Source organism: Rhizobium sp. 10PS4 (assembly GCF_032464805.1).
In the GTDB taxonomy this organism is placed as follows: Bacteria; Pseudomonadota; Alphaproteobacteria; order Rhizobiales; family Rhizobiaceae; genus Rhizobium; species Rhizobium laguerreae.
Map to the genome: position 1 here is coordinate 39,889 of NZ_JAWDIW010000008.1, position 24,490 is coordinate 64,378.

The window sequence follows — 24,490 nt, forward strand, 5'->3', positions numbered from 1 at the left end:
TGCCAGCATCTAGCTGAGAGGAGAATGGCATGTTGGATATTGCGATATTGAACGAATTCGTCGTGGAGGCGAAGGCTGCGACCTATGTCGGCGGCGGCGTAGCGCGCTTGCCCTGCCGGCCGGGTGCCCACGATATCGGTTACGAACGCGGCGACTGGCGCTATCTCGACAGCTATTTCGGCGGGACCGATTTCGCCGGACAGGAAGTGGTGTGGCTTGCCGACGAGCCGGTCTGGGCGATGAATTATTTCGGCTGCGTCATTGCGCCTGAACTCATCGACGGCACAGCAGCCGGAGCAGTGATCAAGGCTGCACTTTCGGCGATGTATCACGAGGGCCGGTTTCTTGACGGGATGGAATTCGACCATCCGTTCGGCCGCTATATCGACAGCAGCGAAGGCGGCTGCGAGCGGTTCATCGGCCACGAATGCATCATGGTCGATGGCCAGAAGGCCTATATGCTCGACTATCGCGGCGGATTGATCATCCCTTGATCTGATCTGGGCCTCAGAAATCGACGATCTTGCCGTCCGAAATCGTTACGCGCCGATCCATGCGGCGGGCGAGTTCGTGATTGTGGGTGGCAATGAGGGCAGCAAGGCCGGACTGGCGCACCAGCGCTTCCAGCGCGTCGAAGACGTAGCTTGCCGTTTCGGGGTCGAGATTGCCGGTCGGCTCGTCGGCAAGAAGCAGGGTCGGCGCATTGGCGACGGCGCGGGCAATTGCAACGCGCTGCTGCTCGCCGCCGGAAAGCTCGCCCGGGCGATGCGAGCCACGATGGCCGATGCGCATATAATCGAGCAGCTGGCCGGCCCGCTCTCCGGCTTCCTTCCAGGAAAGCCCGGCGATCAGTTGCGGCATCATGATATTTTCGAGCGCCGAGAATTCCGGCAGCAGATGGTGGAACTGATAGACGAAGCCGATTTCGCTGCGGCGGATGGCGGTGCGTTTCTCGTCGCTCAGGCCATCACAGGCATGGCCGTTGATGTTGACCTCACCACCGTCCGGATGCTCCAGCAGGCCGGCGACATGCAGCAGTGTCGACTTGCCGGTGCCGGAAGGGGCGACGAGAGCGACAATCTCCCCCTTCGATATCGAAAAATCTACGCCCTTCAGGATTGAGAGCAGCGTACCGCCCTGCCCGTAATGGCGCTCGACGCCGGTAAGCTGGAGTACGACGTTGCGTTTCATGAAGGCGGCATTCCTTATTCGTAGCGCAGGGCCTGCACCGGATCGAGCCTGGAGGCACGCCAGGCCGGGAAGATGGTCGCGATGAAGGAGAGCGTCAGCGCCATGACGACGATCGAGATCGTTTCGCTCAGATCCATCTCGGCCGGCAGCTGGCTCAGGAAATAGACCTGCGGATTGAAGAGTACGGTGCCTGAAATCCAGGAGAAGAACTGGCGGACGGATTCGATGTTGACGCAGACGAGAACGCCGAGCAGCACACCGGCAATAGTGCCGACGATGCCGATCGCCGCCCCGGTCATGAAGAAGATGCGCATGATCGCGCCGGCGCTGGCGCCCATGGTGCGCAGGATGGCGATATCGCTGCCCTTGTCCTTCACCAGCATGATGAGGCCGGAGATGATGTTCAGCGCGGCGACGAGCACGATCAGGGTCAGGATCATGAACATGACGTTGCGCTCGACCTGCAGCGCCGAGAAGAAGGTCTGATTGCGTTGGCGCCAGTCGGTGATGGCGATCTGGCGACCGGCCGCTTCCTCCACCTTGGGCCTCAGATCGTCGATATCGTCGGGATTGTCGACGAAGAGCTCGATCGACTGCACCAGTCCCTCGGCATTGAAATAGAGCTGCGCTTCCTCGAGCGGCATGAAGATGATCGAGGAATCATATTCCGACATGCCGATCTCGAAGAGGCCGGAGATTTTGTAGGATTTGATGCGAGGGCTGACGCCCATCGGCGTGATGTCGCCATCCGGTGACGTCAGCGTAATGAGATCGCCAACGCGCAGACCAAGTTGATCGGCCATGCGGCTGCCGATCAGCACGCCGTCGCCGGAGGCATAACCCACCATGTCGCCTGATTTGATATTGTCGGAGACCGTCTTGAGCTTGGTCAGGTCCTCGGCGCGGGCGCCGCGCACCAGAGCGCCGGTGCTACCGCCGGCCTGGGCGGAGGCGAGCACCTGGCCTTCTACCAGGGGTAGCGCCATCTTGACGCCGGGTACGGCGGCGAGCTTGCTGCTGAGGTCAGGATAATCGGTGAAGGGGCCGTCGACCGGCTGGACGATCATGTGGCCGTTGATGCCGAGGATGCGCGAGACGAGCTCGGTGCGAAAGCCATTCATCACCGCCATGACGATGATCAGCGTCGCGACGCCGAGCATGATGCCGACGAAGGAGAAGCCGGCGATGACCGATATGAAGGCTTCCTTGCGGCGGGCGCGCAGATAACGCCACGCCACGAGGCGTTCAAAGGTGGAAAATGGCCTGCCAGCCGGACCCAAGCCGGATTTCGAACTCCGGTCCACTGCTGCCTCTGCCATTTCGCCTCCGTTTCCTTAAGCCACGAACCGATTGATTGCCGCTTCGATGGTCATCGTTTCGCGGGCGCCGGTCTTGCGGTCCTTCACTTCCACTTCGCCGTTTGCGACCGCGCGCGGGCCGGCGATGATCTGGACGGGTACACCGATCAGGTCGGCGGTCGCGAATTTTGTGCCGGCCCGGTCGTCGGTATCGTCATAGAGCACATCCTTGCCGGCCTTGCTCAGCGCGGCATAGATCAGCTCGCAGGTATCGTCACAGGCCTGATCGCCCGCCTTCATGTTGATCACAACGATATCGAAGGGCGCGACCGATGCCGGCCAGATGATTCCGTTATCATCATGCGATGCTTCGATGATGGCGGGAACAAGGCGTGTCGGGCCGATACCGTAGGAACCCATATGAACGAAGTGTTCCTTGCCGTCAGGTCCCTGTACTTTCGCGCCCATCGGCTCGGAATATTTCGTGCCGAAATAGAAGATGTGGCCGACCTCGATGCCGCGCGCCGACAGGCGGTCGCCTTCGGCAACGGCGTTGAAAGCAGCCTCGTCATGCATTTCGGAGGTCGCCGCATAGAGCGAGGTCCATTTGTCGAAGATCACCTGCAGGGCCTCGACATTGTCGAAATCGGTGTGTTCACCAGGAATATCGAAGTCGACGAAATCCTTGTGGCAGAAGACTTCGGATTCGCCGGTATCGGCGAGGATGATGAATTCATGGCTGAGCTCGCCGCCGATCGGGCCGGTGTCGGCGCGCATCGGAATGGCGCGCAGGCCTAGCCGGTCGAAGGTTCTGAGATAGGCGGCGAACATCTTATTATAGGAATGCTCCGCCGCCTCGCGCGTCAGATCGAAGGAATAGGCATCCTTCATCATGAATTCACGCGAGCGCATGGTGCCGAAGCGTGGACGAATCTCATCACGGAACTTCAGCTGGATATGATAGAGATTGAGCGGCAGGTCCTTGTAGGACTTGACGGAAGAGCGGAAAATATCCGTCACCATCTCTTCGTTGGTCGGGCCGTAGAGCATCGGCCGATCCTGACGGTCCTTGATGCGCAGCATCTCCTTGCCGTAGGCGTCGTAGCGGCCGCTTTCCTGCCAGAGTTCGGCCGATTGCAGGGTCGGCATCGACAGCTCGATGGCGCCGGCGCGGTTCTGCTCGTCGCGGATAATAGCGTTGACCTTGTCGAGCACGCGCTTGCCGAGCGGCAGCCAGGAATAAATGCCCTGTGACTGCTGGCGGATCATGCCGGCACGCAGCATCAGCCGATGGGAGACGATTTCCGCCTCCTTGGGGTTTTCCTTGAGGATGGGCATGAAATAACGGGACAGACGCATGGCGGATTCCGGAGCAGTTGAGATCCCGCAGCAGGCGGAATCGAAAGACCATTGTTAATGTCGGGAGCGTTCATAGCCGCTTCGCGGCAGGAAGGAAACCCGCAACGGATGCCGGCAACCTCCCGGAAGCGCATGTTCGCACCCGCAAAATGAAAGGGCATGAAAAAGCGCGTGTTTATAAGGGCTTGAACGAAAATCTTGTCAACAGAAAAATTTTGCTAGAGTGTAGCAAAAATGCAAAAAAAGCAGATGACAAAGCCCAATGTTTGAGCTAGTTTTAGCTCACAAAACAGGCAGGAAGTTAAATTCTTGCCGAATTCGCGGTCAAGTCTTGGGAGGATCAGATCTTAGGCGCGCTCGTCGCAGCCCCGGCAACGGTTACAGATCACGCGATACTTAAAACAAGGCTTTTAGCCTTGTTTTTTTTTGGCTTTTCGGCCTTGATCCCAACCAAAAATCCAGCCGGGCTTCCGTAAGGGAATAACCGTCATTCCGTTACGCGAGCTCTTTGCCGCAACAGCATGACAGTGGTATGACGAAGTTCGATTTCGATAGGTTTACATCTGCTCAAAGTTTGAGCAAAAGCTACGCTCAGTAGAAGCTGGGGGCGAGTTGCGGCAGGGCATCGAAGCCCCAGCCGAAATAGGTGTCGCAGACATACCAGAGGCCGTAGATCAGAGCCGAGATCAGTGTCGTCAGCGAAAACACGAAAGCGGCGCGAAACCGGGCGGGCGCACTCGGAACGGTGCCGAGCACGACGTCGTTGTCGTCCGCCTGGGTGCGCAGGCCAATCGGCAGAACGGCAAAAAGCGTCATCCACCAGATGATGAAGTAGACGGCAAATCCCTGAAGAAAGATCTGGAGCATTGTGGTTCCCGTTGATGCCGCGCTGCTGCATTCCTTAAATCGGAATCGATTTAAGGAATGCAGCAATTTAAATTGTTACAGCGTCCTTTGCGCGTCTTAAAAGACACGCGGCGCTGTAATATCGCGTCCTTATACGGCAGAATGGCGACTAGCTCAAAGCGGGCGAAGCGTTTAGCCGCCTGCGGGTCACTCTGCCGCAGCAGGGCTCAGGCCTGTTCGAGTTCGATCAGCGTGCCGAAGAAATCTTTGGGATGCAGAAAGAGCACCGGCTTGCCATGGGCGCCGGTCTTCGGCTGGCCATCGCCAAGCACCCTGGCACCCGCCTCTACCAGCCGGTCACGGGCGAGAAGAATATCGTCCACCTCGTAGCAGATATGGTGCATGCCGCCGGACGGGTTCTTTTCGAGGAACGCTGTGATCGGCGAGGTAGCCCCGAGCGGCTGCAGCAACTCGACCTTAGTGTTCGGCAATTCGACGAAGACGACGGTGACGCCGTGTTCCGGCAGAGCCTGCGGCTGCGATACGGCAGCACCCAGCGTATCGCGATAGGCCGCCGTCGCCGCGGCCAGATCGGGCACGGCGATGGCGATATGGTTGACCCTGCCGAGCATGCTCAGACCTTGGTAACGAAGGCGGTGACAAGAGGTTTCTTGCCCCAGGTGTTATTCGCGGCCGAGCGGATGGCGCGGCGCACGGCCTCCTGCAGCATGTCGATATCCTTGCGGCGGGCGCGCGGAATGCTCTCGATGGCGCTGACCGCCGCGTCGAAGAGCGTATCCTCCATATCCTCGCCCTCATCATCGTAGGTCGGCAGGCCGATCGAAATGAGGTCGGGTTCGCCGACGATGTCATAGCGGGCATCGAGCACGACGTTGACCGCGACATGGCCGACATAGGAGAGCTTCTTGCGCTCGCCGATACCCATCTCGTCGAAATCGCCGATCAGCGTGCCATCCTTATAAATCCGGCCATGCGGCGCCTCGCCGATCACCTCGACGGGACCCGGCGCCAGCCGCAGGATGTCGCCATTGCGCACCCGCGGCACCAGCCCGATGCCGGATTGCTCGGCAAGCTCCTTGTGGGCCGTCAGATGTATCGCTTCACCATGCACCGGCACGACGATCTTCGGCCGCGTCCACTCATACATCCGCTGCAGCTCGTTGCGGCGCGGATGGCCGGAAACGTGGACCAACGCCTCGGTATCCGTAATGATGTGCACGCCTTGCTCGACGAGGCCGTTCTTGATGTCCTGGATCGCCTTCTCGTTGCCGGGAATGGCGCGCGAGGAAAAGACGACGATATCGCCCGCCGCAAAGGCCACATTGCGCATCTCGTCCCGGGAGAGCTTGGCAAGGGCTGCCCGCGCCTCGCCCTGGCTGCCGGTGAGGATGACGACGACCTTGTCACGCGGAATATAGCCGTATTCCTCCTCGGAGATGAAGGGCTTCACGCCTTCCATGAGACCGACATCCTGGGCGACGTCGACGACGCGCTTCAGCGAACTGCCGAGCAGCAGCACTTCGCGGCCTGCCGCCTCGGCCGCCTCGGCTACGGTGCGGATACGCCCGACATTCGACGAGAAGGTGGTGATCGCCACCCGGCCCTCGGCATCCTCGATGATCTTGCGCAGGCTTTCGGACACATCCTTCTCGGAGGGCGAGACGCCGTCGCGCAGCGCATTGGTGGAGTCGCACATCAGCGCCAGCACGCCCTCGTCGCCGAGCTGGCGGAAACGCGTCTCGTCAGTCAGGGGCCCGAGCGAAGGCTCGTGGTCGATCTTCCAGTCACCGGTATGGATGACATTGCCGACCGGCGTGCGGATCATCAGCGACATCGGCTCGGGGATCGAATGGTTGACGGCGACGCCTTCGATGCTGAAGGGGCCGACATTGATCGTATCGCCGGCCTTGAACGGCGTCACCGGCACTTCGCCGATCTTAGCCTTCTCGAAATTGCGCTTGGCTTCCAACAGACCAGCGGTAAAACCAGAGGCATAGACCGGCACGTTGAGGCCGGGCCAGAGGTCGGCGAGCGCACCATAATGGTCTTCATGCGCATGGGTGATGATGATCGCCTTGAGGTTCTTTCGTTCGCTGGCGAGGAAGCGGATATCGGGCAATACGAGGTCGACACCCGGCAGGTCTGGCCCCGGAAAAGTGACGCCACAATCGACCATGATCCACTGGCGATGCTCGGGCGGGCCGTAGCCGTAGAGAGCGAGATTCATGCCAATCTCACCGACACCGCCCAGAGGCAGGAATACCAGTTCGTCCTGTTTCGCCATAATTTTCGTTTTTTCCGCTATCCAAAAAACACATCACCGGCAGCAATGGGCATTATCCTGCCAGCGCCGGTATCGAGCATCAACAAGCCATTATCATCAATTCCGGCGAATTGTCCGGAAATCGATCGGTCCGGCAAATTGACCGTAATCTTTTCGCCGATGCCGCAGGCGATCGCGCGCCAGAGCGCCGTGATCTCGCCGATGCCGCGGCCCTCGTCCCATATTTCAAGCACTTCCGCCGTGGCGGCGAAGAGATGCGCGAAGAGTTCCTCCGGCGACGCCGCACTTCCCTGCTGGCGCAGGCAGGTAACGGGGTAGAGCGGATTGTCGGGCATTACCGAGATATTGATGCCGATGCCGACGATCAGCGCGTAACGTCCGTCCGGCAGCCCCTCGCCTTCGACGAGGATGCCGCAGGTCTTCTTTCGGCCGATGAGGATATCGTTCGGCCATTTGACCTCGAGCGGCTCGGCGCCCAGTGGCAGCACCCTGCGGATCGCCTGGTGCACGGCAACGGCGATCGCCAGCGGCAGAGAACCAAGGCGCTCCATCGGCGCCGGGTCGATCAGAAGAAGGGAAGCGTAGAGATTGCCGCGCTCAGAAACCCAGAGCCTACCGCGGCGGCCGCGGCCGCCCGTCTGCCTCTCGGCGGTCACCCAGAGATTGCCGCCATCGCCCGCCCGAGCCCGGGCGAGGCATTCGCTATTGGTAGACGATGTTTCCGACAGAGCCTCGTGCCTGAAATCGCCGAGCGATATCCGGCGCCGTCCGTCGGAAGCCATCAAAAGAGCGTCGCAGCGGCAAGCTCTGCCGCGCCGCCGATCGGGCCGCCGATGAGGACATAGGCGGTGACGAAGAGACCGGAGAGACCGAAGACCAGACGCAGCGCTCCGGAGACACGGGCGAATTCGCCGGTCGCCTCATCGAACCACATCAGCTTGATGACACGCAGATAGTAGTAGGCGCCGACGACCGAAGCGAGAACACCGATGATGGCGAGCGCATAGAGCTTGGCTTCGATGGCGGCAACGAAGACGAAGTACTTCGCGAAGAAGCCGGCGAGCGGCGGGATGCCGGCAAGCGAGAACATCAGCGCCGTCAGCACAACGGCCATGAACGGGTTGGTTGTAGAGAGGCCGGCGAGATCGTCGACATTCTCGACGACGGTGCCGTCCTTGCGGCGCATCGATATGATGATCGCAAAGCTACCGAGCGTCATCACCATGTAAATGACCATATAGAGCATCACGCCGGTGACGCCGGTCTGGTTGCCGGCGGCAAGACCGACCAGCGCATAACCCATGTGGCCGATCGAGGAATAGGCCATCAGCCGCTTGATATTCTTCTGGCCGATCGCCGCAAACGAACCGAGCAGCATCGAGGCGATCGATATGAAGACGACGACCTGCTGCCAGTCCGCCAGAACCGGCTGGAAGGCGGTGATGACGATACGGGTCATCATCGCCATGGCGGCGACCTTGGGTGCTGCGGCCAGGAAGGCGGTGACGGGTGTCGGCGCACCTTCGTAAACATCCGGCGTCCACATATGGAAGGGAACGGCCGAGATCTTGAAGGCGATGCCGGCGAGGATGAAGACCAGGCCGAAGATCAGGCCGAGCGAACGCGCGCCCTCGACGGACAGCGCCTGGGCAATTTCGGAGAAGTGGGTGTGGCCGGTGAAGCCGTAGACCAGCGACATGCCATAGAGCAGCATGCCGGAGGAAAGCGCGCCGAGGACGAAATATTTCAGGCCGGCTTCGGTCGATTTCAGGCTGTCGCGGTTGATCGCGGCGACGACGTAGAGCGCCAGCGACTGCAGTTCCAACGCCAGATAGAGCGAGATCAGGTCGTTGGCCGAGATCATCAGCAGGATGCCGAGGGTCGCAAGCACCAGGAGAACCGGGAACTCGAACTTGTCGAGCTGATTTTCGCGGGCATGGCCGATCGACATGAAGATGGCGACCAGCGAACCGATCAGCGCCACCAGCTTCATGAAGCGCGAGAAGCCGTCGGCCATGTAGACCCCGCCATAGGCAAGGCCTTCTGCGGGCACGAAGAGCAGCCACAGGCCGGAGGCCAGCAGCAGGACGATGGCGAGGCCGGTGACGAGAAGGCCCGACCGCTCGCCGGAGAAGACGCCGACCATCAACAGGACAAGGGCGCCGACCGCGAGGATGAGCTCCGGCGCGGAAAGATGCAGACTGAGGAGAATTGTTTCAGCGGTCATGTCCAATAAGTCCCGTCATCATTTCATCGACAGCGCAACGTTCTGCGCTGCGTGCACGGCGGCCGTGTAGTTGTTGACCAGCAGATCCACCGAGGCGGCTGTCGCATCGAAGACCGGAGCAGGATAAACGCCGAAGAAGATAGTCAGCGCGACCAGCGGGTAGAGGATCAACTGCTCGCGTGGAGAAAGATCGAGCAGCGCCTTCAGCTTTTCCTTTTCCAGCGCGCCGAAGAGCACCCGGCGATAAAGCCAGAGCGCGTAAGCGGCCGAGAGGATGACGCCGGTGGCGGCAAAGAGCGCTACCCAGGTATTGACCCGGAAGACACCGATCAGCGTCAGGAATTCGCCGACGAAGCCCGACGTGCCGGGAAGCCCGACATTGGCCATGGTGAAGACCATCATCGCCACGGCATATTTCGGCATATTGTTGACCAGGCCGCCATAGGCGTTGATCTCGCGGGTGTGGGTGCGGTCGTAGACGACGCCGACGCAGAGGAAGAGCGCGCCGGAGACGATGCCGTGCGAGAGCATCTGGAAGATCGAGCCTTGGACGCCCTGCATGTTAGCAGCAAAGATGCCCATGGTCACGTAGCCCATGTGGGCCACGGAGGAATAGGCGATCAGCTTCTTGATATCGTCCTGCATCATCGCCACCAGAGAGGTGTAGATGATGGCGATGACGGACATGGCAAAGACGAGCGGCGCGAAATAATCGGACGCGACCGGGAACATGCCGAGCGAGAAACGGATGAGACCGTAGCCGCCGAGCTTCAAAAGCACGCCGGCCAGGATCACCGAGCCAGCCGTCGGCGCCTGAACGTGGGCATCGGGAAGCCAGGTATGGACGGGCCACATCGGCATCTTCACCGCGAAGGAGGCGAAGAAGGCAAGCCATAACCAGGTCTGCAGCGCCGGCGGGAACTTGTAGGCGAGCAGTGCGGTAATATCGGTCGTGCCGGTCTGCCAGTACATCGCCATGATGGCGAGCAGCATCAGCACCGAGCCGAGCAGCGTATAGAGGAAGAACTTGTAGCTCGCATAGACGCGGTCCTTGCCGCCCCAGACGCCGATGATCAGGAACATCGGAATGAGGCCCGCCTCGAAGAAGACGTAGAAGAGCACGATATCGAGCGAGACAAAGACGCCGATCATCATCGTTTCGAGGATGAGGAAGGCGATCATGTATTCCTTCAGGCGCTTCTCGATCGAGAGCCAGCTCGCCAGCACACAGAAGGGCATGAGGAAGGTCGACAGGATGACGAACAGCATCGAGATGCCGTCGACGCCGACGTGATAGCCAATGCCGGTGCCGAGCCAATTATGCTTCTCGACCATCTGGAAGCCGGGATTGGCATTGTCGAAGCCGATCCAGATTACGAGCGAGACGACGAAGGTGAAGACGGTGGTGATCAGCGAGATCCACAGCACGTTCTTCCGGCCGGTTTCGCTCTCGCCGTTCATCAGCAGCAGGAGCACCACGCCGACGAGCGGCAGGAAGGTGACCGTTGAAAGAATAGGCCAATCGGTCATCAGAAGGAACTCCCGAGCATCATCCAGGTAACGAGCGCCGCAATGCCGATCAGCATGGCGAAGGCGTAGTGATAGAGGTAACCGGTCTGCAGGCGGACCACGCGATCGGTGACGGCGACGACGCGGGCGGCGACGCCGTTCGGGCCGTAGGTGTCGATGACGCCGACATCACCCTTTTTCCACAGGAAGCGGCCGAGCGCCTTGGCGGAGCGGACGAAAAGGAAGTCGTAGAGTTCGTCGAAATACCACTTGTTCAACAGGAACTTGTAGAGCACGCGGTGCTGCTGCGCGAGGATACGCGGCGTCTGCGGCGAGCGGATATACATGTACCAGGCAGTGACGAAACCGAGCACCATGGCGATGAACGGGCTCAAAGCCACCAGCGCCGGAACATGGTGGAACTCTTCGACCAGTTCGTTCTCGGCGCCGGTAAAGAGCGCACCCTTCCAGAACTCGGCATATTCCTCGCCATAGAACCGGCCTTCGAAGATCACGCCTGCAAGCACCGCACCGATCGCCAGGAGATAGAGCGGCACAAGCATGACCTGCGGAGACTCATGCACGTGGTGCATCACCTCGTGCGAGGCGCGCGGCTTGCCGAAGAAGGTCATGAAGATCAGGCGCCAGGAATAGAAGCTGGTGAACAGAGCCGCGATGACCAGCAGCGCGAAGGCGAAGCCCGAGACCGGCGAATGCGATGCATAAGTCGCCTCGATGATCACGTCCTTGGAGAAGAAGCCGGCAAAGCCGATCGGCGTGAAAGGAATGCCGACGCCGGTGATTGCCAGCGTGCCGATGATCATCAGCACCGCGGTAACTTTAATATGCGGCCACAGGCCGCCCATGTAGCGCATGTCCTGCTCACCATCGACGGCATGGATGACCGAGCCGGCGCAGAGGAAGAGCAGCGCCTTGAAGAAGGCGTGGGTGAAGAGATGGAAGATCGCTGCGCCATAGGCCCCGGCTCCGAGTGCCACGAACATATAGCCGAGCTGCGAGCAGGTGGAATAGGCGATGACACGCTTGATGTCGTTCTGGACGAGAGCGACGGTTGCCGCAAAGAAGGCGGTGATCGCGCCGATCACGGTAACGACGACCAGCGCATCGTGCGACAGTTCGAAGAGCGGCGACATGCGGGCGACGAGGAAGACGCCGGCGGTGACCATGGTGGCGGCATGGATGAGGGCCGAGACCGGGGTCGGGCCTTCCATGGCGTCCGGCAGCCAGGTGTGCAGCAGGAACTGCGCCGACTTGCCCATCGCGCCCATGAAGAGCAGCAGGCAGATGCCGGTCAGCGCATGCGCCTTGTCGAGCTGCATGCCGAAGAGGTTGAGGATCACCTCGCCCGCTTCGCCGCCGCCTTCATGCGGGGCGAAGTTCGAGGCATTGGCGAAGATCGTGTCGAGGTTGATCGAGCCAAACAGCACGAAGACGCCGGCAATGCCCAGCACGAAGCCGAAGTCGCCGACGCGGTTGACGATGAAGGCTTTCATCGCCGCGGCCGTCGCCGAGGGCTTCTTGAACCAGAAGCCGATCAGCAGATAGGAGGCGAGACCGACACCTTCCCAGCCGAAGAACATCTGGGCAAGGTTGTCAGCGGTCACCAGCATCAGCATGGCGAAGGTGAAGAGCGAGAGATAGGCGAAGAAGCGCGGGCGATGCGGATCGGTATGCATGTAGCCGATCGAATAGACATGCACCAGCGTCGAGACCGTGTTGACGACGATCAGCATCACTGACGTCAGCGTATCCACTCGCAGCGACCAGGAGACGTCGATGCCGCCGGACTGGATCCAGCGCAGCACCTCGACCTTGATCGGACCGCCTTCGGCATGGCCCATGCCGACGGTGAAGAAGACGACCCAGGACAGGATGGCGGCGATGATCATCAGGCCGCTGGTGACGTATTCCGAAGCCTTGGCGCCGATCGCGCGGCCAAAAAGGCCGGCGACGATCGCACCGATCAAGGGAAGAAAGACGATAGCCTTATAGAGGAACATGAGCCACTCAGCCCTTCATCATATTGACGTCTTCGACCGCGATCGAGCCGCGGTTGCGGTAGAAGACAACGAGAATTGCAAGACCGATCGCCGCTTCGGCTGCCGCGACCGTCAGGATGAACAGCGCGAAGACCTGGCCGACGATGTCGTTCAGGAAGGAGGAGAAGGCGACCATGTTGATGTTGACGGCAAGCAGGATCAGTTCGATCGACATCAGGATGACGATGACGTTCTTCCGGTTCAGGAAGATGCCGAAGACGCCGAGCGTGAAGAGGATGGCGCTGACCGTCAGGTAGTGGGAAAGTCCGATGACCATGTTCTTTGTTCCTTGACCTGCCTCAGACGCCCTGCCCGGGCTTGACCGACACCACCTCGACGGCGGTGGCGGGCGTGCGGGCAACCTGCCTGGGAATATTCTGCCGCTTGATGTTGGTGCGGTGTCTCAACGTCAGCACGATCGCGCCGATCATGGCGACCAGGAGCACCAGACCGGCGATCTGGAAGAAATAGACGTAATTGGTGTAGAGCACGTCGCCGAGGGCGGCCGTATTGGTGCGCTCGCTCAGCGCCGGGATCGGCATGGCGACTGATTTGGCGATCTCAGGCGAGATGACGCTGCCGCCGATGACGACGATCAGTTCGGCTGCGAGGATCACCCCGATCAACCCGCCGATCGGCGCATATTCGAGAACGCCGGCCCTCAGTTCGGTGAAGTCGATATCGAGCATCATCACCACGAAGAGGAAGAGGACGGCGACGGCGCCGACATAGACGACAAGCAGGATCATCGCCAGGAATTCGGCACCGAGCAGCAGGAAGAGGCCGGCCGCATTGAAGAACACCAGGATCAGAAAGAGAACCGAGTGAACCGGGTTCTTCGCCCAGATGACCATGAACGCCGACGCCACCGCGACAAAGGCGAAAAGATAGAAAAATAGAGCCTGCAGACCCATGTTGGTGCCTTTTTCATCTTCCCCCGGGCAGCCGGGAGTTTCCCTGCCCGATGGTGCTTTCCCTGGCGCTAACCGGCAAAGCTCCTGTGCATGTTGACCACGACAGGAGCGCTTAAGCTCCAGCGCGGCATTTCAAAATCTCAATCAGCGGTACGGCGAGTCGATCGCGATGTTGCGGGCGATTTCGCGCTCCCACCGGTCTCCGTTATCCAGAAGCCGCGCCTTGTCGAAGTAGAGCTCTTCGCGGGTCTCCGTCGCAAATTCGAAATTCGGGCCTTCGACGATCGCGTCGACCGGGCAGGCTTCCTGGCAGAAGCCGCAATAGATGCACTTCACCATGTCGATGTCGTAGCGCACCGTACGGCGCGTGCCGTCATTGCGGCGCGGACCCGCCTCGATGGTGATCGCCTGGGCAGGACAGATCGCCTCGCAGAGCTTGCAGGCGATGCAGCGTTCCTCGCCGTTCGGATAACGGCGCAGCGCATGCTCGCCGCGGAAACGCGGGGAGACCGGACCCTTTTCGAAGGGATAGTTGATCGTCGCCTTCTGGCGGAAGAAATAGCGCATCGACAGAAAGAACGCGCCGACGAATTCCTTGAGAAACAGCGAGTTGATGGAGCCGGACAAGCTTGCCATCTTCAACCTCCAATTTTGCCGAAAACGAGAGCGGGCAGCATCATGCCCAACCCATCAGTTTCAGCACGAATGCAACGATGACGACCATGGCGAGCGACAGCGGCAGGAACACCTTCCAGCCGAGGCGCATGAGCTGGTCGTAGCGGTAGCGCGGAACGAAGGCCTTGACCATCGCGAACATGAAGAACACGAAGCAGGCCTTCAGCGTGAACCAGATGATGCCTGGGACCCAGTTGAGGATCCAGATATCGACCGGGGGCAGCCAGCCGCCGAGGAAGAGGATCGTCGTGAGCGCGCACATCAGGCAGACGGCCGCATATTCGCCGAGCATGAACATCATGTATGGCGATGAGCCGTATTCGACCATGAAGCCGGCGACGAGTTCCGATTCGGCTTCCGGAAGGTCGAAGGGCGGGCGGTTCGTTTCGGCAAGTGCCGAAATGAAGAAGATGATGAACATCGGGAAGAGCGACAGCCAGTGCCAGTCGAGGAACGACGCCGGCAGGCCGAGCATGGTGCCGAGGCCGGTATGCTGCGCATTGACGATATCGGTCAGGTTCAGCGAGCCGACGCAGAGAAGCACGGTGACGATGACGAAGCCGATCGAGACTTCATAGGAGACCATCTGTGCCGCCGAGCGCAGCGCGCCGAGGAACGGATACTTCGAGTTCGAAGCCCAGCCGCCCATGATGATGCCGTAGACCTCGAGCGAGGAGATCGCGAAAATATAGAGGATGCCGACATTGATGTTGGCGATCACCCATCCGTCGGCCAGCGGCACCACCGCCCAGGTGGACAGCGCCAGAAGCACCGTTACCAGCGGGGCCAACAGGAACACCGCCTTGTTGGCGCCGGCCGGAATGATCGGCTCCTTGAAGACGAACTTCAAAAGATCGGCGAAGGACTGGAACAGGCCGAAGGGACCGACGACGTTCGGGCCGCGGCGCAGCTGCACGGCTGCCCAGATCTTGCGGTCGGCGAGCAGCACATAGGCGATGAAGACGAGCAGGCAGACGAGAAGCAGCAGCGACTGGCCGACCATGATGATCGCCGGCAAGACATAGCTTGAAAAGAAAGAATCCATAGTCCCTGCCCTTACTCTGCCGCGACTTTGAAGTTGTTGCGGGCCAATGCCGAGCACTCCGCCATGACAGCCGAGGCACGCGCTATCGGGTTCGTCAAATAGAAGTCTTTCACCGGCGACGCAAACCCGGATTTGTTCATCTTGCCGGCTTTTTTCGCAACTGCGGCAATTTGGGCGCTATTGGCTTCGGCGATCTCGTCGATGGCAGCGAAATGCGGGAAAGCGGCATAGAGCCGGACACGCAATTCGCTGAGCGAATCGAAGGGAAGCTTCTTGCCGAGCACGTCGGAAAGGGCGCGGATGATCGCCCAGTCCTCGCGGGCATCACCCGGCGCAAAACCTGCACGGTTGCCCATCTGGACGCGGCCTTCGGTGTTGACCCAGGTGCCGGACTTTTCGGTATAGGCTGCGGCTGGCAGGATGACGTCGGCATGGTGTGCGCCGTTATCGCCATGCGAGCCGATATAGACGGTGAGCTTGGCCTTCTTGGCGGTGAAGTCGAGTTCGTCTGCACCGAGCAGGAAGAGCACGTCCATCGCCGTCAGCATCTCGGCTGCGTTGACGCCCTTGGCGCCCGGCACGAAGCCGAGGTCGAGGCCGCCGACACGCGCGGCAGCGGTGTGGAGGACGGCAAAGCCGTTCCAGCCTTCGACGACCGCGCCGACGGAACCGGCAAGCTTGGCGGCACTGGCGAGAACGCCGGCGCCGTCGGTGCGCGAGAGCGCGCCCTGGCCGATGATGATCATCGGCTTGGCGGCATTCTTCAGCACATCCGCGAAGGCGTGGGTACCGTCGATCAGATCCTTCAGCGTGTCCGGACCGCCGCCGAGGTAATCATAGCTGTAGCGCAGTTCGCTCGGCGCGCCGATCACGCCGATCGGGAACTTGCCGCGGCGCCAGCGCTTGCGGATGCGGGCGTTGAGGATGGCAGCCTCGAAGCGCGGATTGGCGCCGATGATCAACAGCGCGTCGGCCTGGTCGATGCCCGATATGGTCGGGTTGAAGAGATAGCTTGCACGGCCGAGCGACGGATCGAGTGCCGCCCCATCCTGGCGACAGTCGAGATTGACCGACCCCAGCGATTTCACCAGTTCGGAGAGTGCATACATTTCCTCGACGGAAGCGAGGTCGCCGGCGACAGCGCCGATCTTGTCGCCCGAGGTGGCGTCGACGGCGGCCTTGATGGCGCCGAAGGCTTCGGCCCAGGTGGCGGGCTGCAGGCGGCCGTCGCGGCGAACATAGGGCCGGTCGAGGCGCTGGGTCTTCAGTCCATCCCAGATGAAGCGGCTCTTATCGGAAATCCACTCCTCGTTGATCGCCTCATTGACGCGCGGCAGGATGCGCATGACTTCGCGGCCGCGGGTGTCGACGCGGATCGCCGAACCGACGGCATCCATGACGTCAATCGATTCGGTCTTGTTCAGCTCCCACGGGCGCGCGGTGAAGGCGAAGGGCTTCGAGGTGAGCGCGCCGACCGGGCAAAGGTCGACGACATTGCCCTGCAGCTCGGAGGTCATCGCCTGTTCGAGATAGGTGGTGATCTCGGCATCCTCGCCGCGGCCGATCAGGCCGAGTTCGGAAATGCCGGCGACCTCGGTGGTGAAGCGGACGCAGCGCGTGCAGTGGATGCAGCGGTTCATCACCGTCTTAACGAGCGGGCCGATATACTTGTCCTCGACGGCACGCTTGTCTTCCTGATAGCGCGAGGTGTCGATGCCGAAGGCCATCGCCTGGTCCTGCAGATCGCATTCGCCGCCCTGGTCGCAGATCGGGCAATCGAGCGGATGGTTGATCAGCAGGAATTCCATCACACCTTCGCGGGCCTTTTTGACCATCGGGGTGTTGGTGAAGACCTCAGGCAGTTCGCCGTTCGGGCCGCCGCGGATATCGCGCACGCTCATGGCGCAGGAAGCCTGCGGCTTCGGCGGTCCGCCCTTCACCTCGACAAGGCACATGCGGCAGTTGCCGGCAACCGACAGGCGCTCATGGAAGCAGAAGCGCGGAACCTCGGCGCCGGCATCCTCGCACGCCTGCAATAGCGTGTAATGATCCGGAACTTCGATCTCGTTGCCGTCAATCTTCAGTTTTGCCATCGTCGCTCAGTCCTGTTTCCCGTTTGCCTGATGACGGCAAACAAACCTATTTTTGCAGCACTCTCATTGCCAAGCCGGATCTTTCGTCCTGCCGACATCTGATGTCGCCCAAATTCTCTGTCGCGCATTCCAGATCCGGAACCCGCACCGGCATCCTGAGGCCCCCGCCCGTCCGCCGACCTGCCCATCTTTCCGGCCGATCGACACGGCCGGACAGTTCATTTCTTTCTGCGGCCCCGCCCTGCCAGAACTTTCGCTTGGCCGGTCCAGTCGTCACGCAGAATGCGGCCGTTGAAGCCGAGTTCGGTGTCGAACCGGTCGATTTCCTCGTCGGTCCAGGCAGCAATCTCGGCGAAGCTGCGAATGCCCTTGGCGTTCAGCACCTGCTCCAGCTTCGGGCCGATGCCGGCGATCAGCTTGAGATCATCGGTCTTCCCCCGCGCAACCGGTTTTGCCTTCACGGCCACCTTTGGCTCGCTGGCCTTCGTTTGACTGGCTGGCTTCGCTTGGCTGACTGGCTTCGGCCGGCTGGCTGGCGTCGGCTCGCTGACCGGTTTGACGACCGTCAGTCTCGGTCCTGCCTTTTGCTCGGCCGACGGCTTGGTGACCGCCTTCACGACCGGGCGAATATTCTCCGGCCGGATATCGACATCGGGCTTCAGTTCGTCCGGCGGCGTGTCATCGAGGGCGGCCGCGACCTTGCTGGTGGTTTCCAGGGCGCTCTGGAAGGCCCCGAAGAACGCGCCGGCCATCTGGGTCGAGAAACCGAAGCCGATCGCCGTTGCGGCGGCAAAGGCAGCTGCCGGATGCGCCATCAGCGGATGCACCGGCATCGCCCGTGCGTTTTCCAGCATCTCGGCAGCAAGACGGCCGAACCCGGCCGCGAAATCGGCGGCCTCTTCGTTTTTCCTACCCTTGGATGCATTGTCCGCCATGACTATTCAGCCGCCTCCAGAACCGCGCCGTGATCAAGCGCGCTCGCCGTATACTGGTCGATGCGCTTTTCGATCTCGGGACGGAAGTTACGGATCAGACCCTGCACCGGCCATGCGGCGGCGTCGCCGAGCGCGCAGATGGTGTGGCCTTCGATCTGCTTCGTCACCTGGAACAACATGTCGATTTCGCGCTTCTGGGCATTGCCCTTGGCCATGCGCTCCATCACGCGCCACATCCAGCCCGTGCCTTCGCGGCAGGGCGTGCACTGGCCGCAGCTCTCATGCTTGAAGAAGGCGGAGATACGAGCGATCGCCTTAATGACGTCGGTGGACTTGTCCATGACGATCGCGGCCGCCGTACCGAAAGACGAGCCGACACCGCGCAGGCCGTCGAAATCCATCGGGCAGTCGATGATGTCCTTGGCCGGAACGATCGGGCAGGATGCGCCGCCCGGAATGACGGCAAGCAGGTTGTCCCAGCCGCCGCGGATGCCGCCGGCATGGCGGTCGACCAGTTCGCGGAAGGTGATGCCCATTTCCTCTTCGACGGTGCACGGCTTGTTGACGTGGCCGGAGAGCATGAACAGCTTGGTGCCGACATTGTTCGGACGGCCGATGGCCGAGAACCAGCCGGCGCCGCGGCGCAGGATCGTCGGCGCAACAGCGATCGATTCGACGTTATTGACCGTCGTCGGGCAGCCATAGAGCCCCATATTGGCCGGGAACGGCGGCTTCAGACGCGGCTGGCCCTTCTTGCCTTCGAGGCTTTCGAGCAGCGCGGTTTCTTCACCGCAGATATAGGCGCCAGCGCCGTGATGGACGAAGATATCCATGTCCCAGCCGAGCTTGTTGTTCTTGCCGAGCAGGCCATAATCATAGCACTCGTCGATCGCCGCCTGCAGCGCCTCGCGCTCGCGGATATATTCGCCGCGCACGTAAATGTAGGCCGCATTGGCGCCCATAGCGAAGCTCGCGATGACACAGCCTTCGATCAGCGTATGCGGATCGTGGCGCATGATGTCGCGGTCTTTGCAGGTGCCGGGCTCGGATTCGTCGGCGTTGACCACGAGGTAGTGCGGGCGGCCGTCGCTTTCCTTCGGCATGAAGGACCATTTGAGGCCTGTCGGGAAGCCGGCGCCGCCACGACCGCGAAGGCCTGACGCCTTCATCTCGTTGATGATCCAGTCGCGGCCCTTTTCGAGGATCTGCTTGGTGCCGTCCCAGTGGCCGCGGCTCATCGCGCCCTTCAGGGACTTGTCCTTGAGGCCGTAGATGTTGGTAAAGATGCGGTCTTTATCTTGTAACATGCTTCACCTCTTACCGCGGCTTCTTGCCGAAGACCTTGATATATTCCGCTTCCCCGCCCTTGGCGAGCGCCTTGGCCTGCTTGACCCAGTCATCGCGCTCGATGCGGCCGCGGAAATTCAAATAGCCATCGACCCATTCGCGTTCGGCCTTCTTCCAGCCTGCGACCTGCGCGAAGGTGAAGATGCCGATTTCGTTCAACGTCGCCTCGATCTTCGGGCCGACACCCGAGATCATCTTCAGATCGTCCGGGGCGGCGGGCTTTTCGATACCGGCTGGACGGTTCTTGTCGGTCAGGGCAGGCTTTGCCGCCGTGGCAGCCTCGGCCTTGACGGCAGCTTTCGGCGTCGGTTCGGCAGCCGCAGTGCCGGAGACCGGCTGCTCCTCGGCTGCCTTTGCGTTTTTCGCAGCCGCCTTGGGCGCCGTTGCCGGCGTCTTCAGGGTAGCATTGGTCTCGGCATCGGTGCTTTTTGGGCGGGCGGCCTCGGAGGGCGGCACCGGCGCGCGGTCGACCGGAGCCGACACGGTTTCGGCATCGGCCTTCTTGGCGCGCGTCCTTGCCTTCGGCTCTTCGGTCGTCAGCGAGGTCAGGCCGCCTTCAGGCGCCGAAAACACCCGGTCGATCTGGGTGCCAGGCTTGATGCTGGCGCCATTGCCGGCGGCAAAGACGTCGATGATTTCTTCGAGACGCTCGGGCGTCAGGTCCTCATAGGTGTCCTTGCCGATCATCACCATCGGCGCATTGACGCAGGCCCCGAGACATTCGACCTCTTCCCAGGACAGCGTGCCTTCGGCATTGCGCTCGAAGGCATGGGCATGGATCTTGCTCTTGCAGACCGACATCAGCGCTTCCGAGCCGCGCAGCATGCAGGGCGTCGTACCGCACACCTGCACATGGGCGCGGGTGCCGACCGGATGCAGCTGGAACTGCGTATAGAAGGTCGCGACCTCGAGCACGCGGATATAGGCCATGTCGAGCATGTCGGCGATCTTTTCGATCGCCGCGCGCGTGACCCAGCCATCCTGCTCCTGCGCCCGCATCAACAGCGGGATGACCGCCGATTGCTGGCGGCCGGCGGGGTATTTCTGGATCGTCTTGTCCGCCCAGACCGCATTCTCATCGCTGAAGGCGAATGCGGCAGGCTGGAATTGATCTTCGGCTAATCGACGAACGGACATTCTTCCTCACGCCTTGTCAGTTTAGGGTTCCACACCGCGAAGCGGTCAAAGACTGCATTTCGCAGGCATAGGCCGACTGGTCTTTTTGCATAAACACTACGAATTTGCTGCCGTTCGGAATGGCAGCCTTGATCTGATAGCCCTTGGACAAAAGCTCACCCATGGACGATTGCTGCGCCGGCGGCGTCTCTTCCTTATGGCCCAGCGGCGTGCCAAGGCTATCGGACTCCTGAGCCGAAACCCCGGATGCCGAAAGAAGAATGACGACGGCCAGCGGCAGAAGCTGCATCAGCGGTCCACCTCGCCGAAGACGATGTCGAGCGAGCCGAGGACGGCCGCGACGTCGGCAAGCTGGTGGCCGCGGCACATGAAGTCCATCGCCTGCAGATGGGCGTAACCCGGCGCACGGATCTTGCAGCGATAGGGCCTGTTGGTGCCATCGGAGACGAGATAGACGCCGAACTCGCCCTTCGGCGCCTCGACGGCGGCGTAAACCTCGCCGGCCGGCACATGGTAGCCTTCGGTATAGAGTTTGAAGTGGTGGATCAGCGCTTCCATCGAGCGCTTCATCTCGCCGCGCTTCGGCGGCACGACCTTGCCGTCGATCGACGAGAATGGACCGGTCTTCGCATCCGAGAGCAGGCGGTTGACGCATTGCTTCATGATACGGACCGATTCGCGCATCTCGATCATGCGGATCAGATAACGGTCGTAGTTGTCGCCATTCTTGCCGATCGGGATGTCGAATTCGAGATCGGAATAACATTCATAGGGTTGGGCGCGACGCAGATCCCAGGCAGCACCCGAACCACGCACCATGACGCCGGAGAAGCCCCAGGCCCAGCATTCCTCCAGCGAGACAACGCCGATATCGACGTTGCGCTGCTTGAAGATGCGGTTACCGGTCAACAGGTTGTCGATGTCGTCGAGCGCGTTCAGGAACGGATCGCACCAGGCGCCGATATCCTGCACGAGCTGTTCGGGCAGATCCTGGTGGACGCCGCCCGGACGGATATAAGCGGCATGCATGCGTGAGCCGCTGGCGCGTTCGTAGAACACCATCAGCTTTTCGCGCTCTTCGAAGCCCCAGAGCGGCGGCGTCAGCGCGCCGACGTCCATTGCCTGCGTCGTGACGTTCAGGAGGTGCGAGAGGATACGGCCGATTTCCGAATAGAGAACGCGGATCAGCTGGCCGCGAATCGGGATCTCGATGCCGAGCAGCTTTTCGACGGCCATCGCATAGGCATGTTCCTGGTTCATCGGCGCGACATAGTCGAGGCGATCGAAATAGGGCACGGCCTGAAGATAGGTCTTGGTCTCGATCAGCTTCTCGGTACCGCGATGCAAAAGGCCGATATGCGGATCGACACGCTCCACAATTTCGCCGTCAAGCTCCAGGACAAGACGAAGAACGCCGTGCGCCGCCGGATGCTGCGGTCCGAAATTGATGTTGAAGTTGCGGACGTTATGTTCGGTCATGGCGATCAACTCGCTTAGAGTGAGTAGTGGCTAGTGAGTAGTGATTAGTTTTGACCGTTCACTATTCATCAGCTTTCCGGTGCTGAACGCTTCGAATAAGCGATCCCAGCATCTTTCCAATTTCGTCGCATCGGTCGAGCAATTCGTCCAAGGCCGAGGCTTGAAGAAAGCCAATTCGTCCGGCGATGATCAAATGCGTCTCCAATTCTTTCAACGAGCCCTGAGCGATCTTAAGAAATTGGGCGAACGAGCCTCGATTTTCTCTTCCATAGCCCTCCGCGATATTCGCCGCCACGGAAGCAGAAGATCGTCTAATCTGGCTGGTCAACCCATAAATCTCTTCCCGCGGGAAGGTTCTCGTCACCTCATAACAAACAACAGACAGCTCAATAGCAAATTGCCAGACTTTCAAGTCACGGTAGGAAGTGATTTTCCCGTTCGTCACCCGGATATCTGCCCGCTACTCACTACCGACTATTCACTACTCACTGCTTCGCCTTTTCGTCACCGGGGAGAACATACTCAGTCCCCTCCCAAGGCGACATGAAGTCGAAATTGCGGAATTCCTGTTTCAGTTCCACTGGCTCGTAAACGACGCGCTTTGCCGCGTCGTCGTAGCGTACTTCGACGAAACCGGTGGTCGGGAAGTCCTTGCGCAGCGGATGGCCTTCGAAGCCGTAGTCGGTTAGGATGCGGCGCAGGTCCGGATGGCCAGTGAAGAGCACGCCATACATGTCCCAGGTCTCGCGCTCGAACCAGTCGGCGCCCGGATAGACGGGGCAGGCCGACGGAACCGGCGTATCCTCGTCGGTGGCGACCTTGACGCGGATGCGCAGGTTCTTCTTCGGCGACAGCAGGTGGTAGACGACGTCGAAACGCAGTTCGCGCTGCGGCCAGTCGACCCCGCAAATATCGATCAGGTTGACGAAACCGCATTTGGCGTCGTCGCGCAGGAAGGCCAGAAGTGCGACCAGGTTTTCACCCGTGGTCGTCAGCGTCAGTTCGCCATACTTCATCTGCGATGCGGCGATCAGGTTGCCGCGCGCTTCGCCAAGGTAGGACGTAAGCTCAGTCAGGGCTTCACTCATATGCCTTGTCCTTAACCCTTAGCGTTCGATCGTGCCGGTACGCCGGATCTTCTTCTGCAGCAGAAGCACGCCGTAAAGCAGCGCCTCTGCCGTGGGGGGACAGCCCGGCACGTAGATGTCGATCGGCACGATGCGGTCACAGCCGCGCACCACCGAATAGGAATAGTGATAATAGCCGCCGCCATTGGCGCAGGAGCCCATCGAGATGACATAACGCGGCTCGGGCATCTGGTCGTAGACCTTGCGCAGAGCGGGCGCCATCTTGTTGGTCAGCGTGCCGGCGACGATCATCACGTCGGACTGGCGAGGCGAGGCGCGCGGCGCAAAGCCGAAGCGCTCGACGTCATAACGCGGCATGGACAGTTGCATCATTTCGACAGCGCAGCAGGCAAGACCGAAGGTCATCCACATCAGCGAGCCGGTGCGGGCCCAGTTGATCAGCTCATCGGTCGAGGTGACGAGGAACCCCTTGTCGGCGAGCTCGTTGTTGATCTCGCCGAAGAAGGCGTCGTTGCTGCCGATCGGCTTGCCGGTCGAGGGATCGATAATCCCCTTCGGCTGCTGGGCAACAAGCGGCTGATTGCTCACAGGGGCTACTCCCATTCCAGGGCTCCCTTCTTCCATTCATAGATAAAGCCGATGGTCAGCACGAGAAGGAAGACCATCATGGACCAGAAGCCGAACCAGCCGATGGCGCCGAAAGACACGGCCCAGGGAAAGAGGAAGGCGACCTCGAGGTCGAAGATGATGAAGAGGATCGACACGAGGTAGAAGCGGATGTCGAACTTCATGCGGGCATCGTCGAAAGCGTTGAAGCCGCATTCGTAAGCCGAAAGCTTTTCCGAATCAGGCGCTTTGAAAGCCACAGCGAACGGCGCGATGAGCAGCGCCAGGCCGATGACGAGCGCAATAGCAATGAAGATAGCGATCGGAATATAGGAACTGAGCAGTTCAGTCATCATGTTCATCCCTGCTTGCCGGA

The 24,490-nt window shown here is 60.8% G+C and carries 25 protein-coding genes; 1 reads left to right on the forward strand and 24 read right to left on the reverse strand.

What is annotated here, in order from left to right:
- The first annotated feature begins 29 nt into the window (after positions 1 to 29).
- Positions 30 to 494 (forward strand): DUF5680 domain-containing protein, encoded by a 465-nt coding sequence (locus RWJ89_RS16400; RefSeq protein ID WP_131664219.1) that lies wholly within the window; start codon positions 30 to 32, stop codon positions 492 to 494.
- A gap of 13 nt (positions 495 to 507) precedes the next feature.
- Here the strand turns inward: RWJ89_RS16400 and RWJ89_RS16405 are convergent, their stop codons facing one another.
- The 24 genes from RWJ89_RS16405 to RWJ89_RS16520 all read right to left on the reverse strand — a co-directional run bounded on the left by RWJ89_RS16405 (position 508) and on the right by RWJ89_RS16520 (position 24,467).
- On the reverse strand, positions 508 to 1,191 hold the full coding sequence (locus RWJ89_RS16405; RefSeq protein WP_020049504.1) for an ABC transporter ATP-binding protein: 684 nt from the start codon (positions 1,189 to 1,191) through the stop codon (positions 508 to 510).
- Positions 1,192 to 1,205: 14 nt separating this feature from the next.
- Positions 1,206 to 2,510 (reverse strand): lipoprotein-releasing ABC transporter permease subunit, encoded by a 1,305-nt coding sequence (locus RWJ89_RS16410; protein WP_168282654.1) that lies wholly within the window; start codon positions 2,508 to 2,510, stop codon positions 1,206 to 1,208.
- Positions 2,511 to 2,525: 15 nt separating this feature from the next.
- Positions 2,526 to 3,848 carry a proline--tRNA ligase gene (gene proS / locus RWJ89_RS16415; RefSeq protein WP_316031146.1) on the reverse strand — a complete coding sequence of 441 codons (1,323 nt, stop codon included), beginning with the start codon at positions 3,846 to 3,848 and terminating at the stop codon, positions 2,526 to 2,528.
- Between the two features lie 591 nt (positions 3,849 to 4,439).
- Entirely contained in the window at positions 4,440 to 4,715 is a 276-nt protein-coding gene (locus tag RWJ89_RS16420) for a DUF1467 family protein (protein ID WP_077976237.1), read from the reverse strand.
- A gap of 206 nt (positions 4,716 to 4,921) precedes the next feature.
- The gene (mce, locus tag RWJ89_RS16425; protein WP_018494112.1) at positions 4,922 to 5,326 is read right to left on the reverse strand and encodes a methylmalonyl-CoA epimerase; all 405 of its coding nucleotides are present in this window, start codon (positions 5,324 to 5,326) and stop codon (positions 4,922 to 4,924) included.
- Between the two features lie 2 nt (positions 5,327 to 5,328).
- Positions 5,329 to 6,999 carry a ribonuclease J gene (locus tag RWJ89_RS16430; RefSeq protein ID WP_131664221.1) on the reverse strand — a complete coding sequence of 557 codons (1,671 nt, stop codon included), beginning with the start codon at positions 6,997 to 6,999 and terminating at the stop codon, positions 5,329 to 5,331.
- 17 nt (positions 7,000 to 7,016) lie between these two features.
- Positions 7,017 to 7,781 carry a biotin--[acetyl-CoA-carboxylase] ligase gene (locus RWJ89_RS16435; RefSeq protein ID WP_029872842.1) on the reverse strand — a complete coding sequence of 255 codons (765 nt, stop codon included), beginning with the start codon at positions 7,779 to 7,781 and terminating at the stop codon, positions 7,017 to 7,019.
- Positions 7,781 to 9,226: an NADH-quinone oxidoreductase subunit NuoN gene (nuoN, locus tag RWJ89_RS16440; protein WP_316029290.1), complete on the reverse strand. Its 1,446-nt coding sequence runs from the start codon at positions 9,224 to 9,226 to the stop codon at positions 7,781 to 7,783. Before nuoN ends, RWJ89_RS16435 begins: the two co-directional genes overlap by 1 nt.
- 18 nt (positions 9,227 to 9,244) lie before the next feature.
- Positions 9,245 to 10,756, reverse strand: coding sequence for an NADH-quinone oxidoreductase subunit M (locus tag RWJ89_RS16445; protein WP_316031147.1), 1,512 nt, complete (start codon positions 10,754 to 10,756; stop codon positions 9,245 to 9,247).
- Positions 10,756 to 12,756, reverse strand: a complete 2,001-nt coding sequence (gene nuoL / locus RWJ89_RS16450) for an NADH-quinone oxidoreductase subunit L (protein ID WP_077976233.1) — start codon at positions 12,754 to 12,756, stop codon at positions 10,756 to 10,758. The genes RWJ89_RS16445 and nuoL overlap by 1 nt, the downstream gene beginning before the upstream one ends.
- Before the next feature lie 7 nt (positions 12,757 to 12,763).
- Positions 12,764 to 13,072 carry an NADH-quinone oxidoreductase subunit NuoK gene (gene nuoK / locus RWJ89_RS16455; protein ID WP_003547388.1) on the reverse strand — a complete coding sequence of 103 codons (309 nt, stop codon included), beginning with the start codon at positions 13,070 to 13,072 and terminating at the stop codon, positions 12,764 to 12,766.
- A gap of 22 nt (positions 13,073 to 13,094) precedes the next feature.
- Positions 13,095 to 13,709, reverse strand: coding sequence for an NADH-quinone oxidoreductase subunit J (locus RWJ89_RS16460; RefSeq protein ID WP_003547387.1), 615 nt, complete (start codon positions 13,707 to 13,709; stop codon positions 13,095 to 13,097).
- Between the two features lie 144 nt (positions 13,710 to 13,853).
- On the reverse strand, positions 13,854 to 14,345 hold the full coding sequence (gene nuoI, locus RWJ89_RS16465) for an NADH-quinone oxidoreductase subunit NuoI (protein ID WP_017959943.1): 492 nt from the start codon (positions 14,343 to 14,345) through the stop codon (positions 13,854 to 13,856).
- Positions 14,346 to 14,385: 40 nt separating this feature from the next.
- Positions 14,386 to 15,429 (reverse strand): NADH-quinone oxidoreductase subunit NuoH, encoded by a 1,044-nt coding sequence (gene nuoH, locus RWJ89_RS16470; protein ID WP_077976232.1) that lies wholly within the window; start codon positions 15,427 to 15,429, stop codon positions 14,386 to 14,388.
- Positions 15,430 to 15,440: 11 nt separating this feature from the next.
- On the reverse strand, positions 15,441 to 17,522 hold the full coding sequence (gene nuoG, locus RWJ89_RS16475; RefSeq protein WP_316031148.1) for an NADH-quinone oxidoreductase subunit NuoG: 2,082 nt from the start codon (positions 17,520 to 17,522) through the stop codon (positions 15,441 to 15,443).
- 218 nt (positions 17,523 to 17,740) lie between these two features.
- The gene (locus RWJ89_RS16480) at positions 17,741 to 18,457 is read right to left on the reverse strand and encodes a 5' DNA nuclease (RefSeq protein WP_131640336.1); all 717 of its coding nucleotides are present in this window, start codon (positions 18,455 to 18,457) and stop codon (positions 17,741 to 17,743) included.
- Positions 18,458 to 18,459: 2 nt separating this feature from the next.
- Positions 18,460 to 19,764 (reverse strand): NADH-quinone oxidoreductase subunit NuoF, encoded by a 1,305-nt coding sequence (gene nuoF, locus RWJ89_RS16485; RefSeq protein WP_003547378.1) that lies wholly within the window; start codon positions 19,762 to 19,764, stop codon positions 18,460 to 18,462.
- Positions 19,765 to 19,774: 10 nt separating this feature from the next.
- A complete protein-coding gene (locus RWJ89_RS16490) occupies positions 19,775 to 20,941 on the reverse strand; it encodes an NADH-quinone oxidoreductase subunit E (protein WP_077976229.1) in 1,167 nt (388 codons plus the stop codon).
- A gap of 16 nt (positions 20,942 to 20,957) precedes the next feature.
- On the reverse strand, positions 20,958 to 21,230 hold the full coding sequence (locus RWJ89_RS16495; protein ID WP_012756961.1) for a hypothetical protein: 273 nt from the start codon (positions 21,228 to 21,230) through the stop codon (positions 20,958 to 20,960).
- On the reverse strand, positions 21,230 to 22,420 hold the full coding sequence (locus RWJ89_RS16500; RefSeq protein WP_316031149.1) for an NADH-quinone oxidoreductase subunit D: 1,191 nt from the start codon (positions 22,418 to 22,420) through the stop codon (positions 21,230 to 21,232). The genes RWJ89_RS16495 and RWJ89_RS16500 overlap by 1 nt, the downstream gene beginning before the upstream one ends.
- A 61-nt stretch (positions 22,421 to 22,481) precedes the next feature.
- Complete coding sequence (locus RWJ89_RS16505; RefSeq protein WP_026265163.1) at positions 22,482 to 22,865, reverse strand: four helix bundle protein; 384 nt, start codon at positions 22,863 to 22,865, stop codon at positions 22,482 to 22,484.
- Positions 22,866 to 22,905: 40 nt separating this feature from the next.
- Complete coding sequence (locus tag RWJ89_RS16510; RefSeq protein WP_316031150.1) at positions 22,906 to 23,508, reverse strand: NADH-quinone oxidoreductase subunit C; 603 nt, start codon at positions 23,506 to 23,508, stop codon at positions 22,906 to 22,908.
- Positions 23,509 to 23,526: 18 nt separating this feature from the next.
- Positions 23,527 to 24,111: a NuoB/complex I 20 kDa subunit family protein gene (locus tag RWJ89_RS16515; RefSeq protein WP_003578567.1), complete on the reverse strand. Its 585-nt coding sequence runs from the start codon at positions 24,109 to 24,111 to the stop codon at positions 23,527 to 23,529.
- The gene (locus tag RWJ89_RS16520) at positions 24,102 to 24,467 is read right to left on the reverse strand and encodes an NADH-quinone oxidoreductase subunit A (protein ID WP_010055493.1); all 366 of its coding nucleotides are present in this window, start codon (positions 24,465 to 24,467) and stop codon (positions 24,102 to 24,104) included. The genes RWJ89_RS16515 and RWJ89_RS16520 overlap by 10 nt, the downstream gene beginning before the upstream one ends.
- Positions 24,468 to 24,490 lie beyond the last annotated feature (23 nt).

Excerpts from the sequence above, each read along its gene's own strand:
- RWJ89_RS16400 (WP_131664219.1), top strand. The coding sequence starts at position 30 with ATGTTGGATATTGCGATATTGAACGAATTCGTCGTGGAGGCGAAGGCT.
- RWJ89_RS16520 (WP_010055493.1), bottom strand. The coding sequence starts at position 24,467 with ATGACTGAACTGCTCAGTTCCTATATTCCGATCGCTATCTTCATTGCT.
- proS (WP_316031146.1), bottom strand. The coding sequence starts at position 3,848 with ATGCGTCTGTCCCGTTATTTCATGCCCATCCTCAAGGAAAACCCCAAG.
- RWJ89_RS16495 (WP_012756961.1), bottom strand. The coding sequence starts at position 21,230 with ATGCAGCTTCTGCCGCTGGCCGTCGTCATTCTTCTTTCGGCATCCGGG.
- nuoN (WP_316029290.1), bottom strand. The coding sequence starts at position 9,226 with ATGACCGCTGAAACAATTCTCCTCAGTCTGCATCTTTCCGCGCCGGAG.
- RWJ89_RS16435 (WP_029872842.1), bottom strand. The coding sequence starts at position 7,781 with ATGGCTTCCGACGGACGGCGCCGGATATCGCTCGGCGATTTCAGGCAC.
- RWJ89_RS16460 (WP_003547387.1), bottom strand. The coding sequence starts at position 13,709 with ATGGGTCTGCAGGCTCTATTTTTCTATCTTTTCGCCTTTGTCGCGGTG.
- RWJ89_RS16405 (WP_020049504.1), bottom strand. The coding sequence starts at position 1,191 with ATGAAACGCAACGTCGTACTCCAGCTTACCGGCGTCGAGCGCCATTAC.
- nuoF (WP_003547378.1), bottom strand. The coding sequence starts at position 19,764 with ATGTTACAAGATAAAGACCGCATCTTTACCAACATCTACGGCCTCAAG.
- mce (WP_018494112.1), bottom strand. The coding sequence starts at position 5,326 with ATGCTCGGCAGGGTCAACCATATCGCCATCGCCGTGCCCGATCTGGCC.
- nuoG (WP_316031148.1), bottom strand. The coding sequence starts at position 17,522 with ATGGCAAAACTGAAGATTGACGGCAACGAGATCGAAGTTCCGGATCAT.
- nuoK (WP_003547388.1), bottom strand. The coding sequence starts at position 13,072 with ATGGTCATCGGACTTTCCCACTACCTGACGGTCAGCGCCATCCTCTTC.
- RWJ89_RS16420 (WP_077976237.1), bottom strand. The coding sequence starts at position 4,715 with ATGCTCCAGATCTTTCTTCAGGGATTTGCCGTCTACTTCATCATCTGG.
- RWJ89_RS16480 (WP_131640336.1), bottom strand. The coding sequence starts at position 18,457 with ATGGCGGACAATGCATCCAAGGGTAGGAAAAACGAAGAGGCCGCCGAT.
- nuoL (WP_077976233.1), bottom strand. The coding sequence starts at position 12,756 with ATGTTCCTCTATAAGGCTATCGTCTTTCTTCCCTTGATCGGTGCGATC.
- RWJ89_RS16430 (WP_131664221.1), bottom strand. The coding sequence starts at position 6,999 with ATGGCGAAACAGGACGAACTGGTATTCCTGCCTCTGGGCGGTGTCGGT.
- RWJ89_RS16500 (WP_316031149.1), bottom strand. The coding sequence starts at position 22,420 with ATGACCGAACATAACGTCCGCAACTTCAACATCAATTTCGGACCGCAG.
- RWJ89_RS16510 (WP_316031150.1), bottom strand. The coding sequence starts at position 23,508 with ATGAGTGAAGCCCTGACTGAGCTTACGTCCTACCTTGGCGAAGCGCGC.
- nuoH (WP_077976232.1), bottom strand. The coding sequence starts at position 15,429 with ATGGATTCTTTCTTTTCAAGCTATGTCTTGCCGGCGATCATCATGGTC.
- RWJ89_RS16445 (WP_316031147.1), bottom strand. The coding sequence starts at position 10,756 with ATGACCGATTGGCCTATTCTTTCAACGGTCACCTTCCTGCCGCTCGTC.
- RWJ89_RS16515 (WP_003578567.1), bottom strand. The coding sequence starts at position 24,111 with ATGGGAGTAGCCCCTGTGAGCAATCAGCCGCTTGTTGCCCAGCAGCCG.
- nuoI (WP_017959943.1), bottom strand. The coding sequence starts at position 14,345 with ATGGCAAGCTTGTCCGGCTCCATCAACTCGCTGTTTCTCAAGGAATTC.
- RWJ89_RS16490 (WP_077976229.1), bottom strand. The coding sequence starts at position 20,941 with ATGTCCGTTCGTCGATTAGCCGAAGATCAATTCCAGCCTGCCGCATTC.
- RWJ89_RS16410 (WP_168282654.1), bottom strand. The coding sequence starts at position 2,510 with ATGGCAGAGGCAGCAGTGGACCGGAGTTCGAAATCCGGCTTGGGTCCG.